This window comes from Streptosporangium sp. CA-135522 (assembly GCF_050949235.1).
Taxonomy (GTDB): Bacteria; Actinomycetota; Actinomycetes; order Streptosporangiales; family Streptosporangiaceae; genus Streptosporangium.
This window is the reverse complement of the sequence record NZ_CP192026.1, coordinates 8,351,329-8,374,812: the sequence shown is the minus strand read 5'-3', so window position 1 is coordinate 8,374,812 and position 23,484 is coordinate 8,351,329. Positions and strand designations below refer to the sequence as shown.

Annotated in this window: 25 protein-coding genes and 1 riboswitch; of the genes, 13 read left to right on the top strand and 12 right to left on the bottom strand. The window is 69.3% G+C overall.

Going from position 1 to position 23,484, the window contains the following annotated elements:
* The first annotated feature begins 49 nt into the window (after window positions 1–49).
* Both ACQPYK_RS39470 and ACQPYK_RS39465 read left to right on the top strand, forming a co-directional pair.
* Window positions 50–553 (top strand): nuclear transport factor 2 family protein, encoded by a 504-nt coding sequence (locus ACQPYK_RS39470; RefSeq protein WP_433243231.1) that lies wholly within the window; start codon window positions 50–52, stop codon window positions 551–553.
* Window positions 554–869: 316 nt separating this feature from the next.
* The gene (locus tag ACQPYK_RS39465; protein ID WP_433243224.1) at window positions 870–1,661 is read left to right on the top strand and encodes a patatin-like phospholipase family protein; all 792 of its coding nucleotides are present in this window, start codon (window positions 870–872) and stop codon (window positions 1,659–1,661) included.
* Between the two features lie 256 nt (window positions 1,662–1,917).
* Here the strand turns inward: ACQPYK_RS39465 and ACQPYK_RS39460 are convergent, their stop codons facing one another.
* The 4 genes from ACQPYK_RS39460 to ACQPYK_RS39445 all read right to left on the bottom strand — a co-directional run bounded on the left by ACQPYK_RS39460 (window position 1,918) and on the right by ACQPYK_RS39445 (window position 5,642).
* Entirely contained in the window at window positions 1,918–3,042 is a 1,125-nt protein-coding gene (locus ACQPYK_RS39460; RefSeq protein ID WP_433243221.1) for a CU044_5270 family protein, read from the bottom strand.
* A complete protein-coding gene (locus ACQPYK_RS39455; protein WP_433243218.1) occupies window positions 3,039–3,626 on the bottom strand; it encodes an RNA polymerase sigma factor in 588 nt (195 codons plus the stop codon). The genes ACQPYK_RS39460 and ACQPYK_RS39455 overlap by 4 nt, the downstream gene beginning before the upstream one ends.
* Before the next feature lie 251 nt (window positions 3,627–3,877).
* Window positions 3,878–4,822: a sugar kinase gene (locus ACQPYK_RS39450; RefSeq protein ID WP_433243215.1), complete on the bottom strand. Its 945-nt coding sequence runs from the start codon at window positions 4,820–4,822 to the stop codon at window positions 3,878–3,880.
* Between the two features lie 34 nt (window positions 4,823–4,856).
* The gene (locus ACQPYK_RS39445) at window positions 4,857–5,642 is read right to left on the bottom strand and encodes an IclR family transcriptional regulator (RefSeq protein WP_433243212.1); all 786 of its coding nucleotides are present in this window, start codon (window positions 5,640–5,642) and stop codon (window positions 4,857–4,859) included.
* A gap of 148 nt (window positions 5,643–5,790) precedes the next feature.
* Between ACQPYK_RS39445 and ACQPYK_RS39440 the strand changes: the two genes are divergently transcribed.
* The gene (locus ACQPYK_RS39440; protein ID WP_433259049.1) at window positions 5,791–6,186 is read left to right on the top strand and encodes a family 20 glycosylhydrolase; all 396 of its coding nucleotides are present in this window, start codon (window positions 5,791–5,793) and stop codon (window positions 6,184–6,186) included.
* Window positions 6,187–6,319: 133 nt separating this feature from the next.
* On the opposite strand, the gene ACQPYK_RS39435 is transcribed toward ACQPYK_RS39440, so the two are convergent.
* Window positions 6,320–7,111, bottom strand: coding sequence for an AfsR/SARP family transcriptional regulator (locus tag ACQPYK_RS39435; RefSeq protein WP_433243209.1), 792 nt, complete (start codon window positions 7,109–7,111; stop codon window positions 6,320–6,322).
* A 600-nt stretch (window positions 7,112–7,711) separates the two neighbouring features.
* Here ACQPYK_RS39435 and ACQPYK_RS39430 point away from each other — a divergent pair.
* The 8 genes from ACQPYK_RS39430 (at window position 7,712) to ACQPYK_RS39395 (ending at window position 14,404) form a co-directional block, all read left to right on the top strand.
* The gene (locus tag ACQPYK_RS39430) at window positions 7,712–7,882 is read left to right on the top strand and encodes a hypothetical protein (RefSeq protein ID WP_433243206.1); all 171 of its coding nucleotides are present in this window, start codon (window positions 7,712–7,714) and stop codon (window positions 7,880–7,882) included.
* A gap of 364 nt (window positions 7,883–8,246) precedes the next feature.
* A complete protein-coding gene (locus ACQPYK_RS39425; protein WP_433243203.1) occupies window positions 8,247–8,780 on the top strand; it encodes a MauE/DoxX family redox-associated membrane protein in 534 nt (177 codons plus the stop codon).
* 46 nt (window positions 8,781–8,826) lie between these two features.
* The gene (locus ACQPYK_RS39420; RefSeq protein WP_433243200.1) at window positions 8,827–9,369 is read left to right on the top strand and encodes a TlpA family protein disulfide reductase; all 543 of its coding nucleotides are present in this window, start codon (window positions 8,827–8,829) and stop codon (window positions 9,367–9,369) included.
* 68 nt (window positions 9,370–9,437) lie between these two features.
* Window positions 9,438–11,264 carry an ABC transporter ATP-binding protein gene (locus tag ACQPYK_RS39415; protein ID WP_433243197.1) on the top strand — a complete coding sequence of 609 codons (1,827 nt, stop codon included), beginning with the start codon at window positions 9,438–9,440 and terminating at the stop codon, window positions 11,262–11,264.
* Entirely contained in the window at window positions 11,261–11,755 is a 495-nt protein-coding gene (locus ACQPYK_RS39410) for a S26 family signal peptidase (RefSeq protein WP_433243194.1), read from the top strand. The genes ACQPYK_RS39415 and ACQPYK_RS39410 overlap by 4 nt, the downstream gene beginning before the upstream one ends.
* 156 nt (window positions 11,756–11,911) lie before the next feature.
* Window positions 11,912–12,391: a vitamin K epoxide reductase family protein gene (locus tag ACQPYK_RS39405; protein WP_433243191.1), complete on the top strand. Its 480-nt coding sequence runs from the start codon at window positions 11,912–11,914 to the stop codon at window positions 12,389–12,391.
* A gap of 59 nt (window positions 12,392–12,450) precedes the next feature.
* Complete coding sequence (locus ACQPYK_RS39400) at window positions 12,451–13,236, top strand: DsbA family protein (protein ID WP_433243188.1); 786 nt, start codon at window positions 12,451–12,453, stop codon at window positions 13,234–13,236.
* Between the two features lie 373 nt (window positions 13,237–13,609).
* The gene (locus tag ACQPYK_RS39395; protein WP_433243186.1) at window positions 13,610–14,404 is read left to right on the top strand and encodes a DUF4253 domain-containing protein; all 795 of its coding nucleotides are present in this window, start codon (window positions 13,610–13,612) and stop codon (window positions 14,402–14,404) included.
* On the opposite strand, the gene ACQPYK_RS39390 is transcribed toward ACQPYK_RS39395, so the two are convergent.
* The 4 genes from ACQPYK_RS39390 to ACQPYK_RS39375 form a co-directional block, all read right to left on the bottom strand.
* Complete coding sequence (locus ACQPYK_RS39390) at window positions 14,405–15,901, bottom strand: alpha/beta fold hydrolase (RefSeq protein WP_433243183.1); 1,497 nt, start codon at window positions 15,899–15,901, stop codon at window positions 14,405–14,407.
* A gap of 121 nt (window positions 15,902–16,022) precedes the next feature.
* Window positions 16,023–16,676 (bottom strand): response regulator, encoded by a 654-nt coding sequence (locus ACQPYK_RS39385; RefSeq protein WP_433243180.1) that lies wholly within the window; start codon window positions 16,674–16,676, stop codon window positions 16,023–16,025.
* Window positions 16,673–18,946 (bottom strand): histidine kinase, encoded by a 2,274-nt coding sequence (locus tag ACQPYK_RS39380; RefSeq protein ID WP_433243177.1) that lies wholly within the window; start codon window positions 18,944–18,946, stop codon window positions 16,673–16,675. The genes ACQPYK_RS39385 and ACQPYK_RS39380 overlap by 4 nt, the downstream gene beginning before the upstream one ends.
* 21 nt (window positions 18,947–18,967) lie before the next feature.
* The gene (locus ACQPYK_RS39375) at window positions 18,968–19,216 is read right to left on the bottom strand and encodes a lytic polysaccharide monooxygenase (protein ID WP_433243174.1); all 249 of its coding nucleotides are present in this window, start codon (window positions 19,214–19,216) and stop codon (window positions 18,968–18,970) included.
* 358 nt (window positions 19,217–19,574) lie between these two features.
* Window positions 19,575–19,723: riboswitch (cyclic di-AMP (ydaO/yuaA leader) on the top strand.
* Window positions 19,724–19,945: 222 nt separating this feature from the next.
* Between ACQPYK_RS39375 and ACQPYK_RS39370 the strand changes: the two genes are divergently transcribed.
* Both ACQPYK_RS39370 and ACQPYK_RS39365 read left to right on the top strand, forming a co-directional pair.
* Window positions 19,946–20,563 (top strand): hypothetical protein, encoded by a 618-nt coding sequence (locus ACQPYK_RS39370; protein ID WP_433243171.1) that lies wholly within the window; start codon window positions 19,946–19,948, stop codon window positions 20,561–20,563.
* A gap of 245 nt (window positions 20,564–20,808) precedes the next feature.
* Window positions 20,809–21,666 carry an alpha/beta fold hydrolase gene (locus ACQPYK_RS39365; protein WP_433243168.1) on the top strand — a complete coding sequence of 286 codons (858 nt, stop codon included), beginning with the start codon at window positions 20,809–20,811 and terminating at the stop codon, window positions 21,664–21,666.
* 47 nt (window positions 21,667–21,713) lie between these two features.
* On the opposite strand, the gene ACQPYK_RS39360 is transcribed toward ACQPYK_RS39365, so the two are convergent.
* From ACQPYK_RS39360 to ACQPYK_RS39350, 3 genes are read right to left on the bottom strand one after another with little or no spacing between them, the layout of a single operon-like run.
* Entirely contained in the window at window positions 21,714–22,085 is a 372-nt protein-coding gene (locus ACQPYK_RS39360; RefSeq protein ID WP_433243165.1) for a hypothetical protein, read from the bottom strand.
* A gap of 12 nt (window positions 22,086–22,097) precedes the next feature.
* On the bottom strand, window positions 22,098–22,511 hold the full coding sequence (locus tag ACQPYK_RS39355) for a roadblock/LC7 domain-containing protein (RefSeq protein WP_433243162.1): 414 nt from the start codon (window positions 22,509–22,511) through the stop codon (window positions 22,098–22,100).
* Window positions 22,512–22,569: 58 nt separating this feature from the next.
* Entirely contained in the window at window positions 22,570–23,472 is a 903-nt protein-coding gene (locus ACQPYK_RS39350) for a DUF4388 domain-containing protein (RefSeq protein ID WP_433243159.1), read from the bottom strand.
* Between the last annotated feature and the right edge of the window lie 12 nt (window positions 23,473–23,484).

Here is a 23,484-nt window from a genome sequence, read left to right as displayed (position 1 = left end):
CGGATCCTGAAGACGTCACAAACGCCCCTCTCACATCGAGGAGAACCCCATGTATCTCACCCACGACCACGCGCTGTCGGCCCGGGACGGCGAGGCCGTCGTCCGCGAGCTCAGGGACCGCGCGGAGATCGTCGACGCCCTCTACCGCTTCGGCCTGGGCCAGGACCTGCGCGACAAGGAACTGTTCGCCTCGGCGTTCTCGGCCGACGCCGAATTGGACTTCCAGCCCGCCGCCGCGAAGTGGGGAGCGCACAGCCCGGTCATGGCCGGACGCGACACGATCGTGAACACCATCCTCGGGATGTTCACCGGCCGGATCGACACCACGCACGTGGTCACCAATCCCCGGGTGCTGGTGGAGGGCGACACCGCCCGACTCACCGCGATCGTCGAGGCCCAGCACCTGCTCACCGCCGACCACAGCCGGCACGCCCTGCTGAAGAACCTCTACGCCGTCGACCTCGTCCGCGACGGCGAGCGCTGGGTCATGCGGCACATCCGCATCGACAACATCTGGTACACCGGCGACCCCACCGCCATCTTCGGCGGCTAGTGCGGTGACCACGAACGTTCACCGGCTCAGGCGATCACGCGGCTCGGGCGGCCGGTTCGTCGTCCCTCACTGCGGATTCGAGCGCGTTCCCGGCGTTGCGTCGACGGAGGTAGGCCTCGCATGCGGCCGGCAACGCATACGGCTGACCACGTCGTACCCCTGACGCGGCGCCGCCGTCACCACGGACGGCGATCCGGTCAACTGGTTCAGCGCCATCGTCCGCGAATTCGGTGACACCGGCCTGGACCGCCGGGGGTGTCCGATCAAGCCGCAGAGTATTGACTTCAACTTCGGTTAAGGTTGCAGGCTCTTCCGTATGAAACGTGCACTCGTACTCGGTCCCGGTGGCGTCGTCGGTACGGCATGGCTGGCCGGACTGGCCGTCGGCCTGCGTCGTGCGGGCGTGGACCTGGCCGAGGCCGACATGATCGTCGGCACCTCGGCCGGCGCCATCGTCGGCGCCATGCTCGCCACCGGCGAGAACCTTGACCGCCTGGCCACCTTCACGAGATCCCGGAACAGCGCCGCCGCCGACCCGGGCAGGCTGGCCGAGGTCTTCGCGACCCTTGGCGACCCCACGCTGGACCAGGGGGAGAAGCTGCGCAGGGTCGGAAAGGTGGCCCTCACCGCCGACGTCGCCCCCGAGCAGACCCACCTCGACCGGACGGCCGCCCTGATCACCGCCCGCGACTGGCCCGAGCAGCCCCTCCTGATCACCGCAGTGAATACGGAAACAGGCGAACCCGTGGTCTGGGACCAAGGCGGGGACGCGCCGCTGCTGTCCGCCGTCGCCTCCAGCTACGCGGTGCCGGGCCTCTACCCGCCTATCACGATCAACGGCCACCGCTACATGGACGGTGCCTTCCGCGCGGGTGCCGGCGCCGACCTGGCGGCCGATGCCGACACGGTGGTCGTCATCGAGCCCCTGGGCCATCTCTTCCCCAGCGGCGCTCCCCTCTCGATCGCCCCTGACCAGGTAACCCTGGAGGTCTTCGGCCCCGACCTCCACGACACATCGGCCTGGGAGGCGTCTTATCAGGCAGGCATACGGCAAGCGACGCCGGCCGCCGAACGTATCGGAGGGTCATGGAACGGCACCGCCGACTGATGAGCCTGCTCACGCCGGCGCGGCCGAGATGGTCACCGGGACTGTCACAGCCACCGCATAGCATCGCGATCATGTTCCTCGGACTCCGCACATGGCACGGCGCAGCTGCACGTCCGCAGCCCGGGAGCCGCCCCCAAACGCCATCGGTCGCGCGTGGCGGCCCGACGGACGCCGCCCCACCCACGGCCCCGGTCGGAGGTTTTCCCCGTCGTGGGTGGGGCGGCGAGGTCGGCGCCGACCATGGAACCGCGTTCTCCTAACAGAGAGCCGGCTTGCCGGCGCCCTTGGGAACCTCCGGCATGGAGTCGACGACCTTGACCGTCATCACGGCCGTGCCGCCACGCATGGTCTCCTTGGTACGGCCGTCCGCCTGCTTCATCTCGGTCCAGCTCCGCCAGCCGAGGAACCTGTACGTCTCCGGCTCGAAGATCAGCTCCTCACGTTCCCAGCCTTCGGGACCCCGGTACTTGATCGAGGCGCCCATGCCATGGCGGCCCGCCGGGTCGGTGAGGTCGGGGACCATGGTCACGGTGGGCATCTTCGACAGAGCGCGGAAGACCACGGCGCGATTTCCGGAAGCGGCGAAGGGGTCCTCGACCAGGAGAAGCAGCTTCATCGCGACGACTCTTTCGATCCGGCGGCCGACCTGGTCCGCGCTCGGAGGGGCCTCTCCCCGCCCGGGCTTGTCCGCGCGGACGAACGCTTCCGCGTCCTTGCGGATCGTGGTGAGAAGCCGGTCGGGGTCGGTGGGAAGGTCGCCGGCACCCTGCGACGGCGCGTGCACGACATCCTCATGGCATTGGCCGGCGCGCTGATACTCCACCGTTCCGGCAGGTCGCACGTCCGTTTCCGGCGAGCCGCCGTCTCCGCGTCTCTCTCCGTACGTGGAACGCGCCAGGGCCCTGCCTGGGTCGGCGGCGGGGATCCACACCTCGCGGCGAACATCCTGCGTGTATTCGTGCCTCCCGGTACGCGGGCCGAAGATCACGCTCATCGTGACGTCCTTCCGGTCGACGTAGATGAACTGATCAGGTCGCGGCTGCGGATCCTCCCCGGCCGCCACCGTGGCCGCGTGCCGAAGCAGCTCCGCGGCGTCGGCCGGGCGGGCCCCGAACGGAGACGAGGCGTCGTCCCCGCGCACCGCGATCACCCCTACGGTCACCGCCGCCGCGAGCCCCACGGCGACGCCGGCCCTGAGCGCGATGCGGCCACGATCACGTGAACGCCGAAGAAGCGACGGAACCGGTTCGAGGGGACCGGCACCGGCCCGCTCCGCCTCCGCCTCGGCCGCCAGCCGGTCCCACGCTCGCGTGACGACCTGGGGAGCGGGCCCCGGCAGGGCGTCGTGGTGAGCCTTGACCGTCTGGAGTTCGTTCTTCACAGCGCCTCCTCATGGGGACCGATGACTTTGCGGAGCTTCTTGCGGGCGCGGTTGAGACGTGAACCGACCGTGCCCCGCGGGATGGCGAGGGCGTCGGCCACCTCCTCGTAGCTGAGCTGGGCGCACGCGACCAGCAGCAGGACATCCCGATCTCCGGCCGAGAGCCGGGCCAGGCCGCTGGCCAGCTGCGGCTGCATGATCGCCGCGGACACGCGCTGGACCACACGTTCGTCATGGCTCGCGACGGTTGAGGACTCGGCGCTCCTGGCCAGGGCCCGATACCTCCGGGCCTCGTTACGCCGATGGTCGGCGACGAGGTTGGAGGCGATGCCGTACAGCCAGGCGCGGGCGCTGAGGCGAGCGATGTCGTAGTGTTCCCGGACGCGGAAGGCGCGCAGGAAGGTCTCCGCGGCGATGTCGTCCGCGGCCGACTCGCCCAGGCGCATGTGCACATAGCGGTGGATGGTGTCGAAGTAGCGATCGAAGACGACGCCGAACCGCTCGGGATGACGCCACGACTGCTCTATCAGGTGGGCGTCGGTGATCTCGATCGGAGGCGCTGGATCTTTGGGGGGAGCTGACATGCACGCTGGCCTTTCGGCGGGGTACCTCGGACACGAGTAGTTCGGCGCAACCCCGATCCGTGTTCACGAAGGCCCGCCACGGCCCGTCGCCGCCGGTGGGAACGCCGCTTCACGTCGCACGGGCCGCGCCGGCTCCCGCCAGGAACGAGCCGATCACCGATGCCGTCGCCATCACCTGTTCGATCACAGGCCCCGAGGTGCGTGGGCCCGCGAGAAGTTCGCGGGCCCGAAACCTCCCATGGCCGAGGGGGTCAGCGGCTGACCGCGTCCGCCGGGCGCAGGCGGCCGAGGTCGGCGCGGCGGGGCAGGCTCTCCCAGTCGCCGTCCGCGGCGACCGCGAAGGCGCCGGCCGCGCAGGCGGTCGCCAGACGCCGTTCGGGGCCGGCCTCCTCCAGGGTCTCGGCGAGCCAGCCGGCGGCGAAGGCGTCACCGGCCCCGACGGGATCGAGTTCGGTGACGGGGTACGGCTCCGCATGCCGTACGACGCCGTCGGAGAGCTCCACCGCGCCGAGCGCGCCGCGCTTGATGAGCACGTGCCGCGGGCCCAGGTTCGACAGGGCTTCGGCCAGGGCGACCGGGTCCGCGCCCTCGACGACCAGGCGCGCCTCCGCCTCGGTCGCGAACAGCACGTCCGTCGTCGCGACGATCTCCCGTAGCACGGCGGACGCCTCGTCGGGAGCCCACAGGGCCCGGCGGTAGTTGATGTCCAGCGACACGGTCGAGCCCGCGTCGCGGGCCTCGGCGATCGCGGCGCGCACCGCCTCCCGGGCGGAGGCGGACAGCGCGGGCGTGATCCCGGTGACGTGCAGCACGCGGGCCGAGCGGATCAGCGAGACGTCGAGGTCGGCGGGTCCGAGCCGGGATCCGGCGCTCCCGGCGCGGTAGTAGCGCACATCGACCATCTCGGACGTCCGGCGACTTTTGATCATCAGTCCGGTGGGCGCGTCCGGATCGACGATCATCCCCTGGACGTCGACGCCCTCACCGGCCAGCGTCGAGCGCAGCAGCTCCCCGAACTCGTCGGCGCCCACTCGGCCGATCCACGCCGCGCGCCGGCCCAGGCGGGTGACGCCGATCGCCAGGTTGGACTCGGCCCCGCCCACGCTCAGACCGAAGTCGTGAGCGTGCCGGAGCAGACCGGTACGCCGCGCGGTGAACAGCGCCATGCTCTCACCGAGCGTTACCAGATCGATCATTGGAAATTGGTCCTTAGATGCTCGTCCGTGCCGGTCAACGGGTTGATCCCAGCTTCCTGGAGATGCGTAGCGCCGTCTCGGCCACCAGCGGCCCCAGTTCGCGGACCCGCGCGGCGGTGATCCTCGAAGTGAGGCCGGAGACGGAGATGGCCGAGGTCGCGGCATCGGTGTGGTTGAAGATCGGTGCGGCGACGCAGCGCACCTCGGGCTCGTTCTCGCGGTCGTCCACCGAGTAGCCCCGCTGCCTGATCCGGCCCAGCTCCGCGCGCAGCCGGTCGGCGCCGGTGATGGTGTGGCGGGTGATGGACGGCATCCCGGCGGCCACGACCCGCTCGACGTCCTCCTCCGGCTGCCAGGCGAGGATCGCCTTGCCGACGGCGGTGCAGTAGACGGGCGCCCGGCTGCCGATGCGCGAGGCCATGCGCACGTTGGTCTCGTTCTCGACCTTGTCGATGTAGACCACGTCCGGCGCGTCGTAGACCACGAGGTGAACGGTCTCCCGGACCTCGGTCATCAGCCGGTGCGACTCCTCGGCGGCCACCGTCCGCAGGTCGAGCGTGGCCAGGTAGGCCTGGCCGAGGTTGAGCGCGCCGTGCCCGAGCCGGTAGGCGCCGCTCTTGCGGTCGCGGTCCAGCAGCCTGGCCTCGATGAGCGGGGCGGTCAGGCGCAGCACCGTGCTCTTGGACAGGCCGAGCGCCTCGGCGAGCCTGGTGAGCGACAGGCCCTGGCCGGCGCCCGCGTGGTCGCGCACGTGTTCCAGCACGGCGAGGGCACGCCGGAGCGAGGCCGACTGGTTGCGTTCCGGGGCAGATTCGTTCATCACGGCCTCAACGAGAATTTCGGCAGGTCGAACACGCAGGTCAAATTAGGGGAGCCAATGCCCCCGTCGCCACTTTGCAGCACAACGTTCTGCATTGCACAACAAAGCACGCTCCCTCTTCCCGTGACCGGCGAGCCCTTCCTAGGGTCTGCCGCCAGCAGGAGGAGAAAGTTGTGAAGACGTCCACGCCTTCGACCCGGAGCCGGACGGGCTGACCCCCGGCGAACGATCCCGGGTGATCGGGGCCCGGTGCAACGTCTGGACCGAGCACATGGACAGCCCGCGTGCCGTCGACTACATGGTCTTCCCCCGGCTGTGCGCGTTCGCCGAGGTCGTGTGGTCGGCAGGGTGGGCGCCGTACCCCGACTTCGCCGGGCGGCTGGAGTCGCACGAGGTCAGGCTCGGCGCGCTGGGAGTGGAGTGCCGGCCCGCCGCGGGCCCGCATCTCTGGCAGAGCCGTCCCGACGCGCCGGGCCGGCCGATCAGCAAGGCCCGCCGGGAGGCCATGGTGGCCGAGTTCGGCATCGGCGGCCTCCATCCGTGAACGGTCACCGCCCGCGAGGGACCCGGGCGGGACAACGTCCGGGAACACGTCTCTCCGGCCGGTCCCGGCCGAGGTCCGCCGGAGGGCGCGTCCCTACCGCCGAAGGTCTGCCAGGTCGTGTCTCTCGAAGAGATCAGCGGTGTCCATCGGCGCTTTTCGGTAAACGGGCCGGGACGGCCGGTGTCGTGGTCAGATGGGGATCCTCGTTGAGGATGGCCTGATACAGCGTCTGCAGCTGCTGGCCCGGCTCGCTTCCCAGCTCTCTGACAAAGAGCTCACGCCTGTCGTGATACAGCGCGAGCGCGCGATTGGGCTGCCCGTCACGGCACATGGCCATGATGAGCTGGCCGAGCAGACGCTCACGGTAAGGATGTTCTTGGGAGTCTCTGTGGATCTCGGGCAGGATCTCACGGTGTCGGCCGAGGGAGATCTCGGCATCGTGCACATCTTCCATGGCCGCCAGGCGAAGCTCGGTCAAGCGTGAACGTTCGTGGAAGACGCCCTCCAGTGTCGTCAGTCCGTCATAGGCCGGCCCGCGCCAGAGCGCCAGAGCCTGGCGGAGCACCTCGATCCCGTCGGTGATATGACCGCGCCCCAGGCAGGCCCGGCCCTTCGCGAGGAGCTGTTCGAAGACCGGGACGTCGAGCTCGCCCGGGCCCAAAGGAAGAACGTAACCCGCATCGCATCGCACAATGCGCCGGGGGTTGGTGAAGAGCCGACGCAGGCTGCAAACCTGGACCTGTAGGTTTTTACGCACGGTCCGTGGCGGTCGTTCTCCCCAGAGCACGTCGATGAGACGGTCGGTGGAAACAGGGTTTCCCTGCTGTGACAAGAGGATCGCAAGCAGATGTCGCGGTTTCGGCGGCAGCGGGATGGGGCCCTCTTCCTGGTTGGCCTCGATCGTTCCCAATACTCGGAACTTCATATGTCCCCCAACCTTGTCCATCAAGATCAACCGGTTTCTAACCCTAGTAAACATTAAGCGCTTATCTCGGGCGTGAAGAGCGATTATATTCCGTTTGCAGATAGTACCGCCTCGGGATTCACGCCTCGTGAGACGAGTCACCCTCCACGGTGATCACGCGCTGAGCCTTTTTTGCCTTGAAAGGCTCACTGCGTCGCCCATTTAAGGGGATTGAGGCGTACGCGTCTATGAGATTGACAGTTCGGAACAGTTCCGAACAGCGCCGGACGGCGAGCCCGGTTTTTTGATATCGCAGGTCACGGCTGATGCCAGGTCGCTGGATTCGATTGTTGGAGTGCCGTGCGGCTGGAACGCGTTGCCGTGTCCGTGTGATTGTCCGGCGACCGTGAGTGACTTATGTGGTCATGTGACCCCGATCCGGTTTTCGGCGATCCGCAAAACGGAACCACGCGATTGAGGGTGGGAAGACAGTCGTCGGACCGATGTTAAGCAGGGGCTTTTATCGCTTTAACTGGATTTTTACCGGTCGTTGTGAGGCTCTTTCCCGGTCCTATCAAATCCAGGGTCTGACCTGTGGGTCCAGGCCCGAAGGGAAGGGGCATGGCCGTGTACAAGAAGTTCGAGTCGATGGGGGTTCGCCTGCTCGGGCGCCTGGTGCCCAAGGCGGAGGCGTTCGCCGGATGCGTTCCGCAGTGTTACCCCCAGTGCTGGCAGTGCGGCTACAGGCCGTGCCAGGTCGACAGCAAATGCAACGTTCAGTGCAACTCCTGACGCGATGAGACCGTGCCCGGCCATTGGCGGGCCGCTGACCCGGTCCGCCAATGCGGGGGCATGCCGGAACACGTTTCAGGCATTACCTACACAACAAAGGGGTTTGTAATGTACGAGAAGCTGCAGAGCATCGGCGGCCGGCTCCTGGAGAGATTCATTCCCAAGGCCGATGCGGCGGCCGGATGCACTCCTTTCTGCTATGTCAGCTGCCCCAGCTGGACTGGTAGGTGCGCGGGCAAGAGCTGCATCGTGCGCTCCGACTGCAGCGTCAGCTGTTAGTCAGGTTCACCGAAGACTCAACCGATCTCAGGCGGGCCTCGGCGGGCCCGCCTGAATCGCGGCGTTGATGAAAAGAGGCTGCCACGTGGAATACCTCGAAATCGGTGGTCGCTGCCTCATCTGCCTGGTGTTCCTCGTCGCGGCTGTCAGCAAGGTGGCGGGCCACGACGCGTTCGACGTCTTCACCTCGTCGGTGCGCGACATGCAGTTGGTGAGGTCCGGCGGGGTGCGCCGGGTCGCTCTGCTGGTCGTCGCCGCGGAGTTCTGCGTGTGCGCGCTCATGGTGATACCCGTGACCGGTAGCGGGATCGCCGGCTTCGCTCTCGCGGCCCTGCTCCTTACGGCGTTCGCCGTCGGCATCGTCAGGGTGTCGCGCCGGGGTGTGCGGGCCCCGTGCCGGTGTTTCGGCGCCTCCGCGGTTCCTCTCGGCGCTCGTCACGTCGTGCGCAACCTTGCTCTCGTGGCGGTCGCCGTCTCCGGCATCGCGGCCGCCCTGTCCACAGAAGGGGTTCGGCTGAGCGGGGAGACGGCGGTGGCCGCTCTCGGCGGGCTTCTTCTCGGCGGACTCGTCGTCATGCTCGACGACGTCTACACGTTGTTTCAGTCCGTAGACGGCTAGATCACCGTCGCTGACAAGCCGGCAAACTGGCAAAAGAGAGGTCAGGATGTCCTTTCCCGTTGCACTAGCGGTGCTCGCCTTGCTGGTGGGCGCCCTGAATCTGATCCTCATGGCGGGCGTGATCAAGCGTCTACGCGATCACACCGAGATGCTGGCCTCCAATCAGGGTCGCAAGCCCTCCATCGGCGTCGGAGAGGAAGTCGACGAGTTCTCGGCGACCACCATCGACGGTGATCCCGTGACCCGCGACTCGCTCGCCGGCGAGACCGTGGTGGCGTTCTTCTCGGCGACCTGCGGGCCGTGCAAGGAGAAACTGCCGAAGTTTGTCCAGTTCGCGAAGGAGCTCCCCCGAGGCCGTGACCAGACACTGGTCGTCGTCGCCGGAGAACCGGATGAGGTCGCTCCGATGACCGCCGCCCTGAGTCCCGTGGCGCGAGTCGTGCTTGAGAACAACAGCGATCCCGTGACGAGCGCGTTCAACGTCCAGATGTATCCGGTCATCCTGCGGGTCGGATCTGACCCCGACGGGAGAATCGCCGTTCTCAGCGACCGCGTCAACCTCAACCGGCACCCCGTCGCGATGGCATGACGCGACCGGCTTCTCACGATGCCCCTGATCCCGCCGCGCCGTCCGCACCGAATGGACGAACGCCGCCGGTGATCAGGCGCATCGCCCTTGCGGCATCGGTGACGGTGAGCGCCGCACCCGTGATTCTGGCCGTCCACGCAGGGCTGACGCTGATCACCGCGGCCGTGCCCGTGCTGAGCGCCTGGCTGACCAAACTCGTCATCGACAGCCTGATGGGGCGGGCTTCCCTCGGAACGGTGCTGGCCTTCGCGCTGGCGCTGGCCACCGCCGGGGCGGTCGCCGCGGTGCTCCCGCAGCTGATCAGGTATCTGCAGGCGGAACTCGGCCGCAGAACCGGTGAGGTCATCCAGGAACGGCTGTTCGCGGCGATGGAGCGTTTCACCGGACTGGCACGGTTCGAAGACCCGCGTTTCCTCGACCAGCTGCGACTGGCGCAGGCTCCCGGCGGGACCGTGCCTCATTCCAACGAGGTTCTTGACGGCGCCTTCGGCGTCGTGCGCTCTGTCTTTATGATCACCGGCTTCCTGGGATCGCTGTTCCTGCTCAACCCTTGGATGTCAGGCCTGGTACTGGTGGCCGGGGTGCCGATCCTGGTCGGGGAGACGGCGCTCGCCCGTCGCCGGGCCGGCATGCTCTGGCAGCTCGGGCCCACGGAGCGGCAGGAGATGTTCTACGGCAGCCTGCTGTCCACCGTGGAGGCGGCGAAGGAGATCCGGCTGTTCGGGCTGGGCGGGTTCCTACGAGATCGCATGCTCGCCAGCAGACGCGCCGCCAACACCGCCAAACGCGTCCTCGACCGCCGGGACCTCTTCATACAGGCCGGACTGGGTTTCCTGGCGGCGGCGGTGGCGGGTGCGGGACTGGTGTGGGCGGCTGTCTCCGCGCGAGACGGCTGGCTGTCCGTAGGGGACATCGCCGTCTTCGTCGCCGCGGTGGCCGGGGTGCAGGCCGGGCTGGCCTCGCTGGCCGGAGAGGTCGCCCGCTGCCATCAGGCGTCGTTGCTGTTCGACCACTACATGTCGGTGACGACGGCGGCACCGGATCTGCCCGTGGCCGTCCGGCCTCTTCGGATGTCGTCGCTGCGTCGGGGAATCGAACTGCGAGACGTGTGGTTCCGCTACGCGCCGGGCCGCCCATGGATCCTGCGGGGGATCGACCTGACACTCCACCATGACCAATCTGTCGCGCTCGTCGGCCTCAACGGGGCGGGGAAGTCAACGCTGGTGAAACTGCTGTGCCGGTTTTACGACCCCACCCGTGGCGCGATCTTCTGGGACGGTGTGGACATCCGCGAATTCGACATCGAGGAGCTGCGCCGCAGGATCGGTGCTGTTTTCCAGGACTACATGGACTACGACATGACCGCCGCCGAGAACATCGCCCTGGGAGACCTCACCGCGATCGAGGACAGGGCACGCCTCCAGGAGGCCGCCGAGCGTGCCGGAATACATCGTGAACTCACCGAACTCCCCTACGGCTACGACACGCTGCTGTCGCGGATGTTCTTCATGGAGACCGACAAGGAGAACCCCGAAACAGGAGTGGTGCTCTCCGGCGGGCAGTGGCAGCGGCTCGCGCTGGCCCGTGCCTTCCTGCGCGGGCAGCGCGACTTCATGATCCTTGATGAGCCGTCCTCGGGGCTGGACGCGCGGGCCGAGCACGAGATCCACGCCGCGCTGGACAGGCATCGCAGAGGGCGTGCCAGCCTGCTGATCTCCCATCGGCTGGGCGCTACCCGAGACGCCGATCTCATCGTCGTGCTCTCGAACGGCCGCATCGTCGAACAGGGCGACCATGCGACCTTGATGGAGGCCGGCGGGCCGTACGCGCGTCTGTTCACCACCCAAGCCGCCGGATACCAGACCGACCGGGAAATAGCCCTCACGGATTTATGATGCCTCTTATATGGTTATTAATCCCTTTAGTCGCCGTCTTTGTCCTCACCGCTCTGGTGGCGAGGCGCATGCTCGTGGTGGTCACCGTGCACGGCAGGAGCATGGAACCGGCCTACCATGACGGCGACCGCGTTCTCGTGCGGCGCACCCGAAAGCTCGTGGTGGGGCAGGTCACCGTGGTGGAGCATCCTCACGACCACAACGCCTGGAGTGACTCTCGGCGACCGCCCCTTTCCGGAGGCGAACCCGTCTCCAGCCGAAAGTGGCTGATCAAACGGGTGGCCGCGACACCTGGTGATCCGGTGCCGCGTGACAGGGTTCCACGCCTGGCGGACGTTCCCCACGGCCGGGTGCCTTTGGGCAAGGTGGTGCTCCTAGGAGACAACACCGAAGTCAGCTATGACTCTCGGTCGATGGGGTTCATTCCGGTGGAACGGATCCTCGGCGTGGTGGTCCGCCAGCTGGACATGACGGCGTCGGCGACCATTTGACTGGTCAAGGCCTCTCGTTCACCGGCGGCACCGCTCCTCACCGGCTTGTTTATTCTCCGCATATACGCGATGTCCTACCGTTTCCCTGGCCCGGACACGATTCGGCGGCGTGCGCGAATCCCCTACGCGGAGGCTGCTGACAAGAAAGGACCGTCCGTGATCGAAGATGTCGACTCGCGAGCCGGACGGGCGCGGATCCGGCATCGTCCACGATGGTTCCTCGTCACTCTGGGTGTTCTGGTCGCCGCGGGATTGGCCGTGTCGGCCTATCTCACCGTCACTCACTACAGCCATGAGATATCGCTCATCTGCATGGAGAACGCGACCGTCGATTGCGCTTCGGTGACGTCGAGCGAATTCTCCACGTTATTCGGAATCCCGCTTCCACTGCTGGGGCTGGCGTTTTTCATCGGGTTCGGGGCGCTGGTCGCCCCGTGGGCCTGGCGCTCGGAACACCCGCTCCCCAGATGGGGACGGCTCGCCGGCGCGATCGGCGGTGTGGTGTTCGTCGTCTATCTGGTCACCGCGGAGCTGGCGGTCCTGGGCAAGATCTGTCTTTGGTGTACCGCCGTGCACGTGATAACCGTCCTGCTGTTCGGTCTTGTCCTGGTTGACGAGTATCGCCGAATCGGATAGGTGTCCTGATCGCCGTCAGGTCGAAGCCATGGCGTGCGGTTTCCTCTTCGGGAGAGTGAATGAGCAAGAGCGTCCGGCAACGATCCGTCAAGGAGCGGCTCGCCGAGGAGCGCAAAAGAGAGAACGCTCGAGAGAAGCAGCGCAAGCTGCTGCTGAGCGTGCTTGGCGTTGTCGTCGTGGCCTCGGCGACGGTGGCTGTCGTGGTCACCGTCCAGGACAAGGCAAACAAGAGCAGCCAGAAGGGGATCGCGTACACCGGTCCGGCGATTCCCACCACTCGCCAGGCGGACGGATCGATTCTCATGGCGAAGGCGGGCGTCACCGGCCCCACGTTGGAGGTCTTCGAGGACTTCCAATGTCCGGCCTGCAAAAGGCTTGAAGAGAAGGCGGGCGACGCGGTGAAAAAGGCGGCGGCCGACGGCAAGGCGAAGGTGATCTTCCGGCCGTTCCAGCTCTTCACAGCGCCTCAATTCGCCGAGCCCGTGCCGTCGGTGTCCCGTCGCGGGGCGAACGCGGCGTTCTGCGCTCCCGCCGACAAGTGGGCCTCCTACGCCAAGACGCTGTTCACTCACCAGCCGACCGAGGGCAGTGAGGGGTTCGAGAACAAGGAGCTTCTCAACTGGGCCCGGGATCTCGGCTTCTACAGCCCCGAGTTCGACAAGTGCGTGACGGGCATGCAGAAGGCCGGGAACATAGACAAGGCGACCGAGTACGCCAAGGGTCAGCAGGTGACGTCCACACCCACCGTGAAGCTCAACGGCAAAGATCTCGGCCAGGAACAGGTGGCGCAGATCATCGCTGATCCCTCCAGCCTGGAGCGAATCCTCGCCTCGGCCGCCTCCTAGCGATCTCCGGCTGTCAGGCCCACAGGCTTTCCGCGGCTCGCGACAGTTCGGCGCGAGCCGCGTAGTCGTCGGCTCAGTCGGCTCTGTCGACCGCATCGTCTTCCCCCGGGTGTGCGCGTCGGCGGCCTCCAGCCGTGAGCAATCGGGGACGCCTCCGAAATGTCCGAGGTCACGTAGCGCGGTGAAGGAAGGTGAACAACGGCGGCGCGATGCCGAGGGCATCGCGGACGGCTCCCACTTGGCGGTATGTCGATGATTTTTGCCCGGTCCTGGGGCTAACTGTCGCTCGGGAGGCCTGACAGGCCAAAATTGGTCCGTGGTCAGGATCGGATCGGTAGGGATGAGCGATTGCGAGCGTGGGCAACTTCCGCCAGTGCTGGGTCAGCTGTTCGCCGACGGCGGTGAGGGGCGGACGCTCTCGACGGCGTTGCCGCCCGGAGACGTGGTCTGGCCCGATCCCGGTTACGCACGGTTCGCGACCGACCACCGTCCGGCGTTCTGGCTGAGCGACGTGGCGGTCACCGGCGAGCTGTGGGCCGAACTGCGGGCCGAGCACCACCGTTCGGGCCTGTGGCCGGTGCTGCTGGAGGACTCCGTCCAGCCGTGGTCGGCGGGGCAGGTCGCCCCGGACACGGCCGCCGAGATCGACAACTACCACGCCGCCGCGTTCATGGCCGAGGTGTGGTCGGACTGGATCGAGAAGGCCCGGGCCGACCAGCTCGAACTGCTGGACCCGTTCGGCCCGCAGTGCCCGGGACCGGCCGCCTCCGGAGAGCTCGCCGCCGATCCCGGCGTGGTCGCCGACTGGTACGCCGGGCTGGTGGCCGAGCGCAGGACCCCGCTCGGGCTGGTCGCGGCGGAGCGGGGGGCCGACGCGCTGGCCGTCATGGGCTGGCAGGGCGCGCTGAACCACAACGAGTGGATGGTGCCGCTCGCTGCCGTGGTGCGCAGCTGGGAGGACAGGTTCGGGGCGCGGGTGGTGGGCATGGGCTTCAACACCCTCGATCTGAGCGTCGCCGCGCCCCCGGTCACCCCGGAGCACGCCCTGCACGTCGCCGCCGAGCACTGGACGTTCTGCCCCGACAGCGTCATCTACAGCGCCGGGACGCTGACCGACTACGCCGAGCAGATCAGGGGCAGGAACGCCTGGTCGTTCTGGTGGGACTGATCATCGGAGCAGGAAGTCCCGCAGCAGCGGGAGATAGCGGGGCTGCTCGGTGGTGATGGAGTGGCCCGCTCCCGCGAGGCGGACGAGTGTGGAGCCCCGCAAGGTGCGCCGGTAGTCCTCGGCCACCTCGGGCTTCAGATAGTCGCACTCGCCCCGCAGGATCAGCACCGGAACCTCGACGGCGCGCAGCGCGGGACGGGGATCGGCGGCCCGTTCGGCATCGGCCGAGGTGAGCTGGTTGACATAGAAACCGGGGCGGTTGTCGTGGACGGGGGCCGGCGGGGAGCCCGGGCACCGTGTGGCGTCCTTGCCGGTCAGCATGACGCGCCGAAACCACGGATCGGCCTCGTCGTCGGGCACCAGCGCGTGGGCGGCGTTCGGATCGACGCTCATCAACACGCTGTGGACGATCATCCGCGGGGTGCCGGCCAGCTCGTCCCGCAGGCGGGTCTGCGAGGGCGGGAGCCTGCTCCATGGGTCGCCGGTGTCGTGACCGGGGTAGGCGCCCTCCCAGAGCGGCCCGGGGGAGACGAAGACCGCCTTGGCCACGTGCTCGGGGTGAGCGGCCAGGTAGCGGGCGGTGAGCGAGCCGCCCCAGGATCGGCCGACGAGGATGAGCTTGTCGGCTCCCAGGAGGTGCCGGATGGCTTCGAGGTCGGCCACCTGCCGGGCGACGGTGTACCCGGTGACGTCGGCCAGGCGGGTCGATCGTCCTGCCCCGACCTGGTCGTAGGCGTAGACGTCGAAACCGAGGGCGGCCAGGGCGCGGCCCGCGTCCGGGACGCCCTCGCCGGGAGTGCCCGGCCCCCCGTGCAGGAAGATCACCGGGGTGGCGCGGGGGTGGGCCGCCCGGACCGCGACATAGGCGATCCTGGAGCCGGTGGGCAGGTCCCAGAAGGCGACGCCGACCGGGGGCGGAGCCAGCGGGATCCGAGGCATCGGCCGGAACACGGTGAACGCGGCGGTCGCGGCGACGGCGAGGGCGATCGATCCGGCCAAGCCCGCCGCGACGGGACTTCGGCGGCGAATTCCCAGCAGGCCCAGGGCGAGCAGGATCAGCGGGAAGCCGGTGACGAGCGTCGCGCCGAGTGCCGCCGCGCAGAGAAGCGGGATCACCGCCGTGACGGCGGCGCCCCCGAAGAAGGCGGCCCCGCCCGAGACCGCGGCCACGACCGCGGCCACCGGCAGCAGGACGCCTCCCGCCAGGCGGCGCGTGAGAGCCGGGAGGCGAGAGCCGGTCGAACGCGCTTCGACGGAGGCGACGTTCGAGACGGCGGTGGGGGCGGTGGCGGCGGGATCGAAGTTGGAGACGGCGGATTCGGAGGTGGCGGACACCGAGGGGAGGGGCACCGCGGGGAGGGGCACCGAGGAGACGGGGACAGCGGTGCGGTGGTCGGGGACAGGGTCGGGGTCGGGGACGGCGGCGCGGTGGTCGGGGACAGGGTCGGGGACGGGATCGGAGGGAAGGGGGTGCGGGGGAGGGGGTTCGCCTTTCATGGATTTCACGCTAGGAGCGGGAAACGCGGTGATCGCCCTCCCTGAGGACCGTTACCATCCCCGCCGTGCGGCGGGGTTCGCCCCTCCCGGGGACGGATGCCGCCGGCGGTGGGAGGCGAGATCACCGCGTCCCGGGACGGACCAGTCCGGCCTCGTAGGCGGCGATCGTGGCCTGGACGCGGTCGCGGACCCCGAGCTGGGCGAGGATCCGCGCGACGTGATCCTTGACCGTGGCCGGGCTGATCTCCAGGGAGGCCGCGATCTCGGCATTGGACAGACCCCGGGCGACGTGCAGGAGGACCTGCGTCTCACGAGGGGTGAGACCCGCGACGCGGGCGGTGTCGGCCGGGCCGGGATCGGCGGCGAAGCGGTCGAGCAGCCGCCGGGTCACCCCGGGGTCGAGCAGCGCGTCACCTCTGGAGACCACCCGGACCGCGTCGATGATCCGCTCGGGGTCGGCGTCCTTCAGCAGGAATCCGGCGGCTCCCGCGCGCAGCGCCGCGAACACGTACTCGTCCAGGCCGAAGGTGGTGAGCACCACCACCTTCGCGCCCGGGACCTCCGCCGTGATCCGTGCCGTGGCCGCGAGCCCGTCGAGACCGGGCATCCTGATGTCCAGGACGGCCACGTCGGGCAGCAGGGACGCCGCCTGGGCCACGGCCGTCTCGCCGTCGGCGGCCTGGCCGACGACGGTGATGTCCGGTTCGGCGTCGAGCACCGCGGTGATCCCCACCCGGACCACCGCCTGGTCGTCGGCGACCGTCACCCGAATCACGCTGGCCCCACCTCCGGCAGCCACACCCGCACCCCGTCTTCCGTCTCGGTGACCGTACCGCCCGCGGCGTCGGCCGTGGCGCGCACCTTCCGGACCTGGGCCGGACCGGACACCGCGAGGCCGTCCGGGAGGTAGGCCACGGTCACCGTCACGCCGGTTGCACCGTTCATACGGCTCACGCCGCTTGCGCTGCTCACGCCGCCGGACAACATGGCCTCGGCGATCCGGTAGGCGGCGACCTCGACGGTGGCGGGCATCGGCCGGCGCGTTCCCGTGTAGCGGACGACGGCGTGGCTTCTGGCGGCCAGGGCGGCGATCGCGGCGATGACGGGGGGAAGGGCATCGTCGGCGGGATCGTCACGCAGCTCGCCGAGAAGTTCGCGCAGCGCGGTGAGACCGGCTCTGGCCTCGGCCAGGACGATGTCGAGGCGCCGCTCGTCGGCCGCCCTGACCACCGCCTCGGCCCGCGATCTGGCGGTACGGCGCAGCCCGGTGGCGATCCGGCCCCGCTCGGCTCGGGCCGCCGCCACCGCGTCCCGGTCGAGCCGGTCGCGTTGCTGCACCGCCGCGTCCCGCAGCCGGCGCCGCCGCCCGCCGACGAACACGCCCGCCGCCCACGCCGAGACGGTGGGGACGGCCAACGCCGCCGTGAGCGTCGCCCAGACCGCCACCGGCGGCCCCGTCAAGCCGTCGACCAGGGGAAAGGCGCCCAGGGCCGCCACCGCGAGCGGGGCCGGCCAGCCGCGCCCGCCGTACGCGCCGACACTGTAGACCAGGGTCAGCTCCACCCACCAGCACAACAGCACCAGCTGAGCCGACTCCGGCGCGGTCCACCCGGCGGCGTCGCACCACAACCAGGCCGGCAGCAACGACTGCGCCGCGGCCAGGCTCGGCCACGGCATCCTGCGACGCCACCTCAGCGGCAGGGCGTGCAGTACGAGCAGGACCGACAGCAGCGCTCCGGACGCCGGGGTCGCGAACGGCTCCGGCACCTCCGCGTAGAGCAGCCCGGCTCCGGCGGGCAGCGCCACGGCCAGTACTACCAGGGCCCAGTCCAGCGCCGCCGTCCCTCGCCAGCCCGCCGCGCGGCCAGGCCGGTGGACGTCCCGCCGGTTGTCGCCGTAGCGGAGCCGAGGAAACGGGCGGGGACGGCCGGGTACGGGTGCGTGGGCGGTCGTGAGCGGGAGGCGGGCCTGGACCGTCCAGCCACGGGGCGGGGGAGTTCGCGACGGCTCCGGTGCGTCCGCGGGTCCGTACGGCGGGGCGCAGCGCGGGAAGGGACCGGCACGCGGGCCGGTGTGGATGTGCTGGCCGGCGTGCGGGCCGGCGTGCAGAGTGCCGCCGAGGGCGCCGACGGCATGGCGCAGTGCGGCGAGGCCGGTGCCCGCGCCCAGGCCGGAGACGGTCGCCGGGCCGCCGTTGTCGGTGACCGTCACCGTCAGCCAGCCGGTGGCGGCCGGTGTGACAGGAGCCGGTGTGACGGGATCGGTGGCACCCCCCGCCGCCGGGGAGCTGGCGATAACGGGTGCGCCCCCCGGGCCGGTGGCCGGCGCGAGCACCGAGCCGGTGGCGGCCGGTGCCGCCGAGGCGTCGTGGACGGCTTCCACCCGGACGTGGACGACGGCGCCGGTGGCGTAGCGCATCGCGTTGGTCAGGGCCTCGCGGACCACGCGGAAGGCGACCGCGGCGAGTTCGGGCGGCGCGGTGACGATCGTGCGGTGGTAGGTCACGCCGGGACGGCCGATGAGGAGGGTGTCGATGTCACCGAGGGCGAGGGCACGGCCGCGGCGATCGAGGGCGCAGAGGCGGTCGAGTTCGGCCACGGCCTGGCGGCCCGCGTCGGCGGCGTGGGTGACGGCCTCGGCGGTGAGGCTCGGGTCGCCGAGACGGAGGGCGGCGGCCGAGGCGACCACGATTCCGGTGAGCCGGTGGGCGGCCACATCGTGGAGTTCGGCGGCGAGACGGTCGCGTTCGGCGGTGGCGGCCAGCCGGGGCACGGCCTCGGCGGCGGCTCGGTAGGCGGCGAGCGCCGCACGGCCGGCCCTGCGGCGGCGGCGGGAACGTCCCATGGCCCACGCCATCGCTGCGCCGCCCGCCGTGAGCCCTCCTGCTCCGGCGGAGTTCTGGAGACTCCCTCCGTGCATGACGACCACGAGGGCGACGGCCAGTGTGGCGGCGACCGCTCCGATCGCCGCCGGCCCGGCCGTGCCGTACACCGCCAGCGCGTAGAGGATCGCGAGGAGCACCGCGCAACCGAGGGCGATCAGCACAGGCCCACGCTACTGCCGACGTCACCCATGGTCGCGAGCGTCACGCGGCGTCCACCCGAACGCCCGGTGTTCGGCGCGTCCCGCACCGCAGAGCCGGCCGTCAGGGACGAGCTCGCGGTGCCCGCCTCCGGCGTTGGCGATATTGATCTCGTTCAGCCGTCCAGCGGCTGGATATCGCCGGTCGTGACCGCGGCTTTGCACGCGGGTGTATCCGGGCGTCTCCGAATCCTCCGGAAAACAGGCGTAGACCCGGCTGATCGGGGGTTCCATCGATCGATTGGCATATGCGGAGGCAAAGAACATCGTCGGGAGAAGGGCCGGCGCGCTGGTCGCCACCGCGATCACAGCTATCTCTCGCTCGTTCGTCGAGCAGTCCTCTTCGGCGGTTAAGAAGTAAGGATACGCAGGTCAAAGGCATGATCACCGAAAAGCTTCCAGGTAACCTTCCTAATGGTTCCAGCGAAGTCAACGGCCTCTCCGGGCATGATCAAGGCTTGGCCAATGGCGCTTTCTTGGTAGACGAGGTAGATCTTCTGGGGTTTTCATGGGTTTTGTTTTGCTTTGTCACTGAATGCGTGTAGTGTCCTATTTGTGATCGGTTGGCGACCTGCCCTTCAACGGAAGGAGCGGCCGGCCGACGTCGAATCCCGCAGGCCTCAGGGTCGCGGGAACCGGGGACCCACTTCTTGGGGTGAATCCGCCGCGAGCGTGCGGCGGTAGGGCAACTCCACCGCCCGAATCCGTCAGCTAACCCGGTAGACGAGATGGAGAGGAGATCACTAATGGGGCGTTTCGCCCACTTCCTGTCGGTGTCGACCTCGTTCACACCGGTCAACTAAGGCTTCCTCGCCGCGTCCGAACGCGGCGCACCCACAGCGCTCCGCGTAGCGCCCGGTCTTCCCGGCTACGCACCTTGACCCTGTGAGCGCCTATCCCGCCCGCGCCCCCCTGTCGGCGTGCGCGGCCTCCCGTTCCCTCGCGAAAGAGTCTTTTCTTCCCATGCGTTTCTCCCTTGGCCTGCGCCAGAACCGTTTCCTCGCCGCCACCCTCCTGGGTGCGAGCGTCTTCGCCTCCGCGGGCGTCGTCTCGGCGCTCCCCGCCTCCGCAGACGTCTCCGCCCCCGCCCCCGGCTCCGAGTCCGGTTCCACCTCCGGCTCCGAGGTCGCCCTCCTGAAGGGTTCGACCAAGGCCTCCTATTTCTGGGACGACTCCTCCGGCCGCGCCGGTGACACCGGCCTGCCCGCGAGCGGCAAGCCGATGCAGAAGGGCATGATCGCCAGCCCGAGCTGGCCCCTGATGACCGAGGGCTACGTGGTCTACAAGGGCAAGAAGGCCAAGTTCTTCGTCGGCGACCGCGGTCCCGGCGTGCCCTCCAGTAGCGGCGTCATGATCGACCTGGACGCCAAGTCCTTCGCCGACCTGACCGGCGGCACGTTCAACGCCGACACCCTGGGCGTGGACGGCAACGGCGGCATGGGTCACATCAAGGTCGACTACGTCATCACCAAGTGGGGCAACGGCCCGGGCAAGAAGAACTACCCGGTGCCCTTCTCCGCGGGCGCGTGGGGCCGCATCGACCACAACCCGGCCACCCCGCCGACGGTCGTCGACAAGTAATCGTCATCGCGTAGTCGGGCGGGCCGCCGCAAGGGCCGAAAGCCCCGGCGCCTCCTCCACGAGAGTCCCTCCCCCCTCTCCCCTTCCCCTGGAGGGACTCCCGTGCATCCCCCTTCCGCCTTCTGGTGACAAGCGAGAGCGGACGCCCGCCCAGGGCGTCCGCTCTTGCTCTCGTTTATACCGAATGTCATTCTGTTTGCCATGACCGGAACGGTATCCGCCATGACCGGCGCGGTGGGAGCGCCATGATCCTGCGCGCTCCCGCGAACGGCATCGAGATCGCCTACGAGACCTTCGGCTCGCCCGAGCACCGCCCGCTTCTGCTCATCATGGGTCTCGGCGCCCAGCTCATCCACTGGGACGACGAGCTCTGTGAACTGCTCGCCGACCGCGGGCACCACGTGGTCCGGTTCGACAACCGGGACGCCGGCGAGTCCACCCACCTGAACGGCGTCCCGGTGCCCGCCTTCGGCGGGGACGGGCAGGTCCCCTACCTGCTGGACGACATGGCCGACGACACCGCCGGCCTGCTCGACGCGCTCGGCTGGGAGTCCGCCCACGTGGTGGGCGCCTCGCTGGGAGGAATGATCGCCCAGACACTGGCGATCCGACACCCGCGCCGGGTGCGTACTCTCACCTCCATCATGTCCACCCCCGGCCCGCAGGCCGCCCCGCCCACCGAGGCCGCGATGGCGGTGCTCATGTCGCCGGCCGCGCGCGACCGGGAGAGCGCGATCCGGCAGTCGGTGGCGGCCTGGGAGGTCATCGGCTCGCCGGGATTCCCGCTGGATCGCGAGCGGATCGCCCAGGTCGCCGGGCTGAGCTACGACCGGTCCTACGATCCGGCCGGGACGGGCCGGCAGCTCGCCGGGATCATCGCCTCCGGCGACCGCACGCCGTTGCTGAAGGAACTCACGGTGCCCACCCTCGTGCTGCACGGAGAGGCCGACCAGCTCGTGCCGCTGTCCGGCGGCATCGCCACGGCCGAGGCGATCCCCGGCGCCAGGCTGATCACCTTTCCCGGGATGGGCCACGACCTGCCGTGCCCGCTCTGGCCCGAGATCGTCGGCGCGATCGACGAGCTCACCGCCGCCGAGCGTTGAGCTCCGGTACGGCTTGCGCCTCCCGGGGCGCAAGCCGTACCGGAGGATCAGATTTCGAGCTTCTCCTCGATGCCGCGCAGGCTGTGCCGCGCGAGCGCCAGGTTGGCCCGGGTCCGGTCGAGTGCCAGGTAGAGGAAGAGCCCCTTGCCGCCCCTGCCGGTGATCGGACGGATCACGTGGTACTGGCTGCCGAGCGTGATGAGGATGTCCTCGATGCCGTCCTTGAGGCCCAGCGACTCCATCGTCCGCAACTTGGCCTTGACGACCTCGGTGTTGCCGGCCGCGGCGACCTGGAGATCGAGGTCCTTGGAGCCGCCGAGGGCGCCCAGCGCCATGCCGCTGTTGTAGTCCACGACGACCGCGCCGAGGGCGCCGTCGATCGCCATCATCTCCTTGAGAGAGATGTCCATGTTGCCCATACCTGTCTCCGATCACGGGGTTGTCGATGTGCGGGACGTGATGGCGGCCAGGTTCGCCGCCGTCTTACGGCCCTCCAGTCGCAGCAGCCCGAGGTTGGTCCCGGGGCGGGCGAGCACTGTGAGGACGATCTTCGGACCGGCGGCGTAGAAGGCCGCGTAGCCGTTGGTGCCGGAGATGAGCGTCTCCTCGAAGGCGCCCTTGCCGGCCATGCTCGTCATCCGGCGGCTGAGGGCCAGCACCGCGGAGGAGAGTGCGCCGGTCTGCTCGACCTCGCCCTTCAGGTCGCTCGCTATCGTCAGGCCGTCCACGCTGCAGGCGATGCTGCCGTTCACATCGGGCATGCGCTCGCGCAGCGACATCATTTCCCGGTGCAGCTCGTCACGGAGCAGTGCCGCATCCTGGCGCACCTCGTCATGTGGTTCCACCGGCATCCTCCTTCCGAGCAGCTTCAGCGTCCGCAGCCCTATCGGCATCGGACCCAGCTCACGTCAGTGCCTCCAATGCGTTCTTGAGCCGGATGAGCAGGTTGATGTCGGCGGGATCCGCCGTCGCGGCGGGCAGCGACCCCGGTAGTGGCCCCGACAGTGAACCCGGCGATGAACCCGGCGGTGAACCCGGCAGCCCGGTGACGCCGGCCGCGGCGCCCGGGAACTCCCAGGTGCCCGCCGTGCCGCCCTTCTTGCGCTTGGGCAGCCCCGTGGGGGAGGGAGCGGGCGCGAGGGCGGGCGCGGGCTCCGCCGGCGAGGTGCTGAGCAGCCCGGCCGCGGCGAGCTGCCGTACGGCCAGCAGCACCGAGCCGGCCGGACGGCCGAGCCTGCGCGCCAGGTCACCGGGGGTCGCCGCCGAGTCGGCGGCGACCAGCACCTCCCATTGGAGAGAGGTCAGCACCACCCGCTGGGCGGGGATGCGTCCCAACGGGATCACCGGACGCGAGTCCAGCTCGGCGGACGGCCACGCCTGGTCCAACTGTGCCCTCCTTCGCCCGCACTCCCGCAGGAGACCGGTCACGTCGAAATACCACTGGGGCCCGAGCCAGTGCCGCTCTCCCGGCCGGAAGCCGGACCGGTCTCCGGAGGCCTGGAACAGGAAGTAGACGGCGTCGAGCACCGCGCTCATCACGCAGAACTCCAGCTCGCCCCGGGTGAGCACACCCCGGGAGACCAGCAGCTCGCCGCCGTGACGGTCCTCGCCGGCCTCCTGCCTGGCCTGCTGCACGGCGCGGGCGGAAACCCTGCGGCCGGCGGTCAGCAGGTCCTCCACCCGGGGGGCGGCCGCGCTCTCGGCGTGGGTCACGCGACCGCCGGTGAGATAGAACATCCCGGCCTCGCCCAGCCGCAGCGCGCCGGTGGCTCGCTCGCTCGCGAGCCCGCTGAGTACGCTCTCCATGGTCGGCATGGT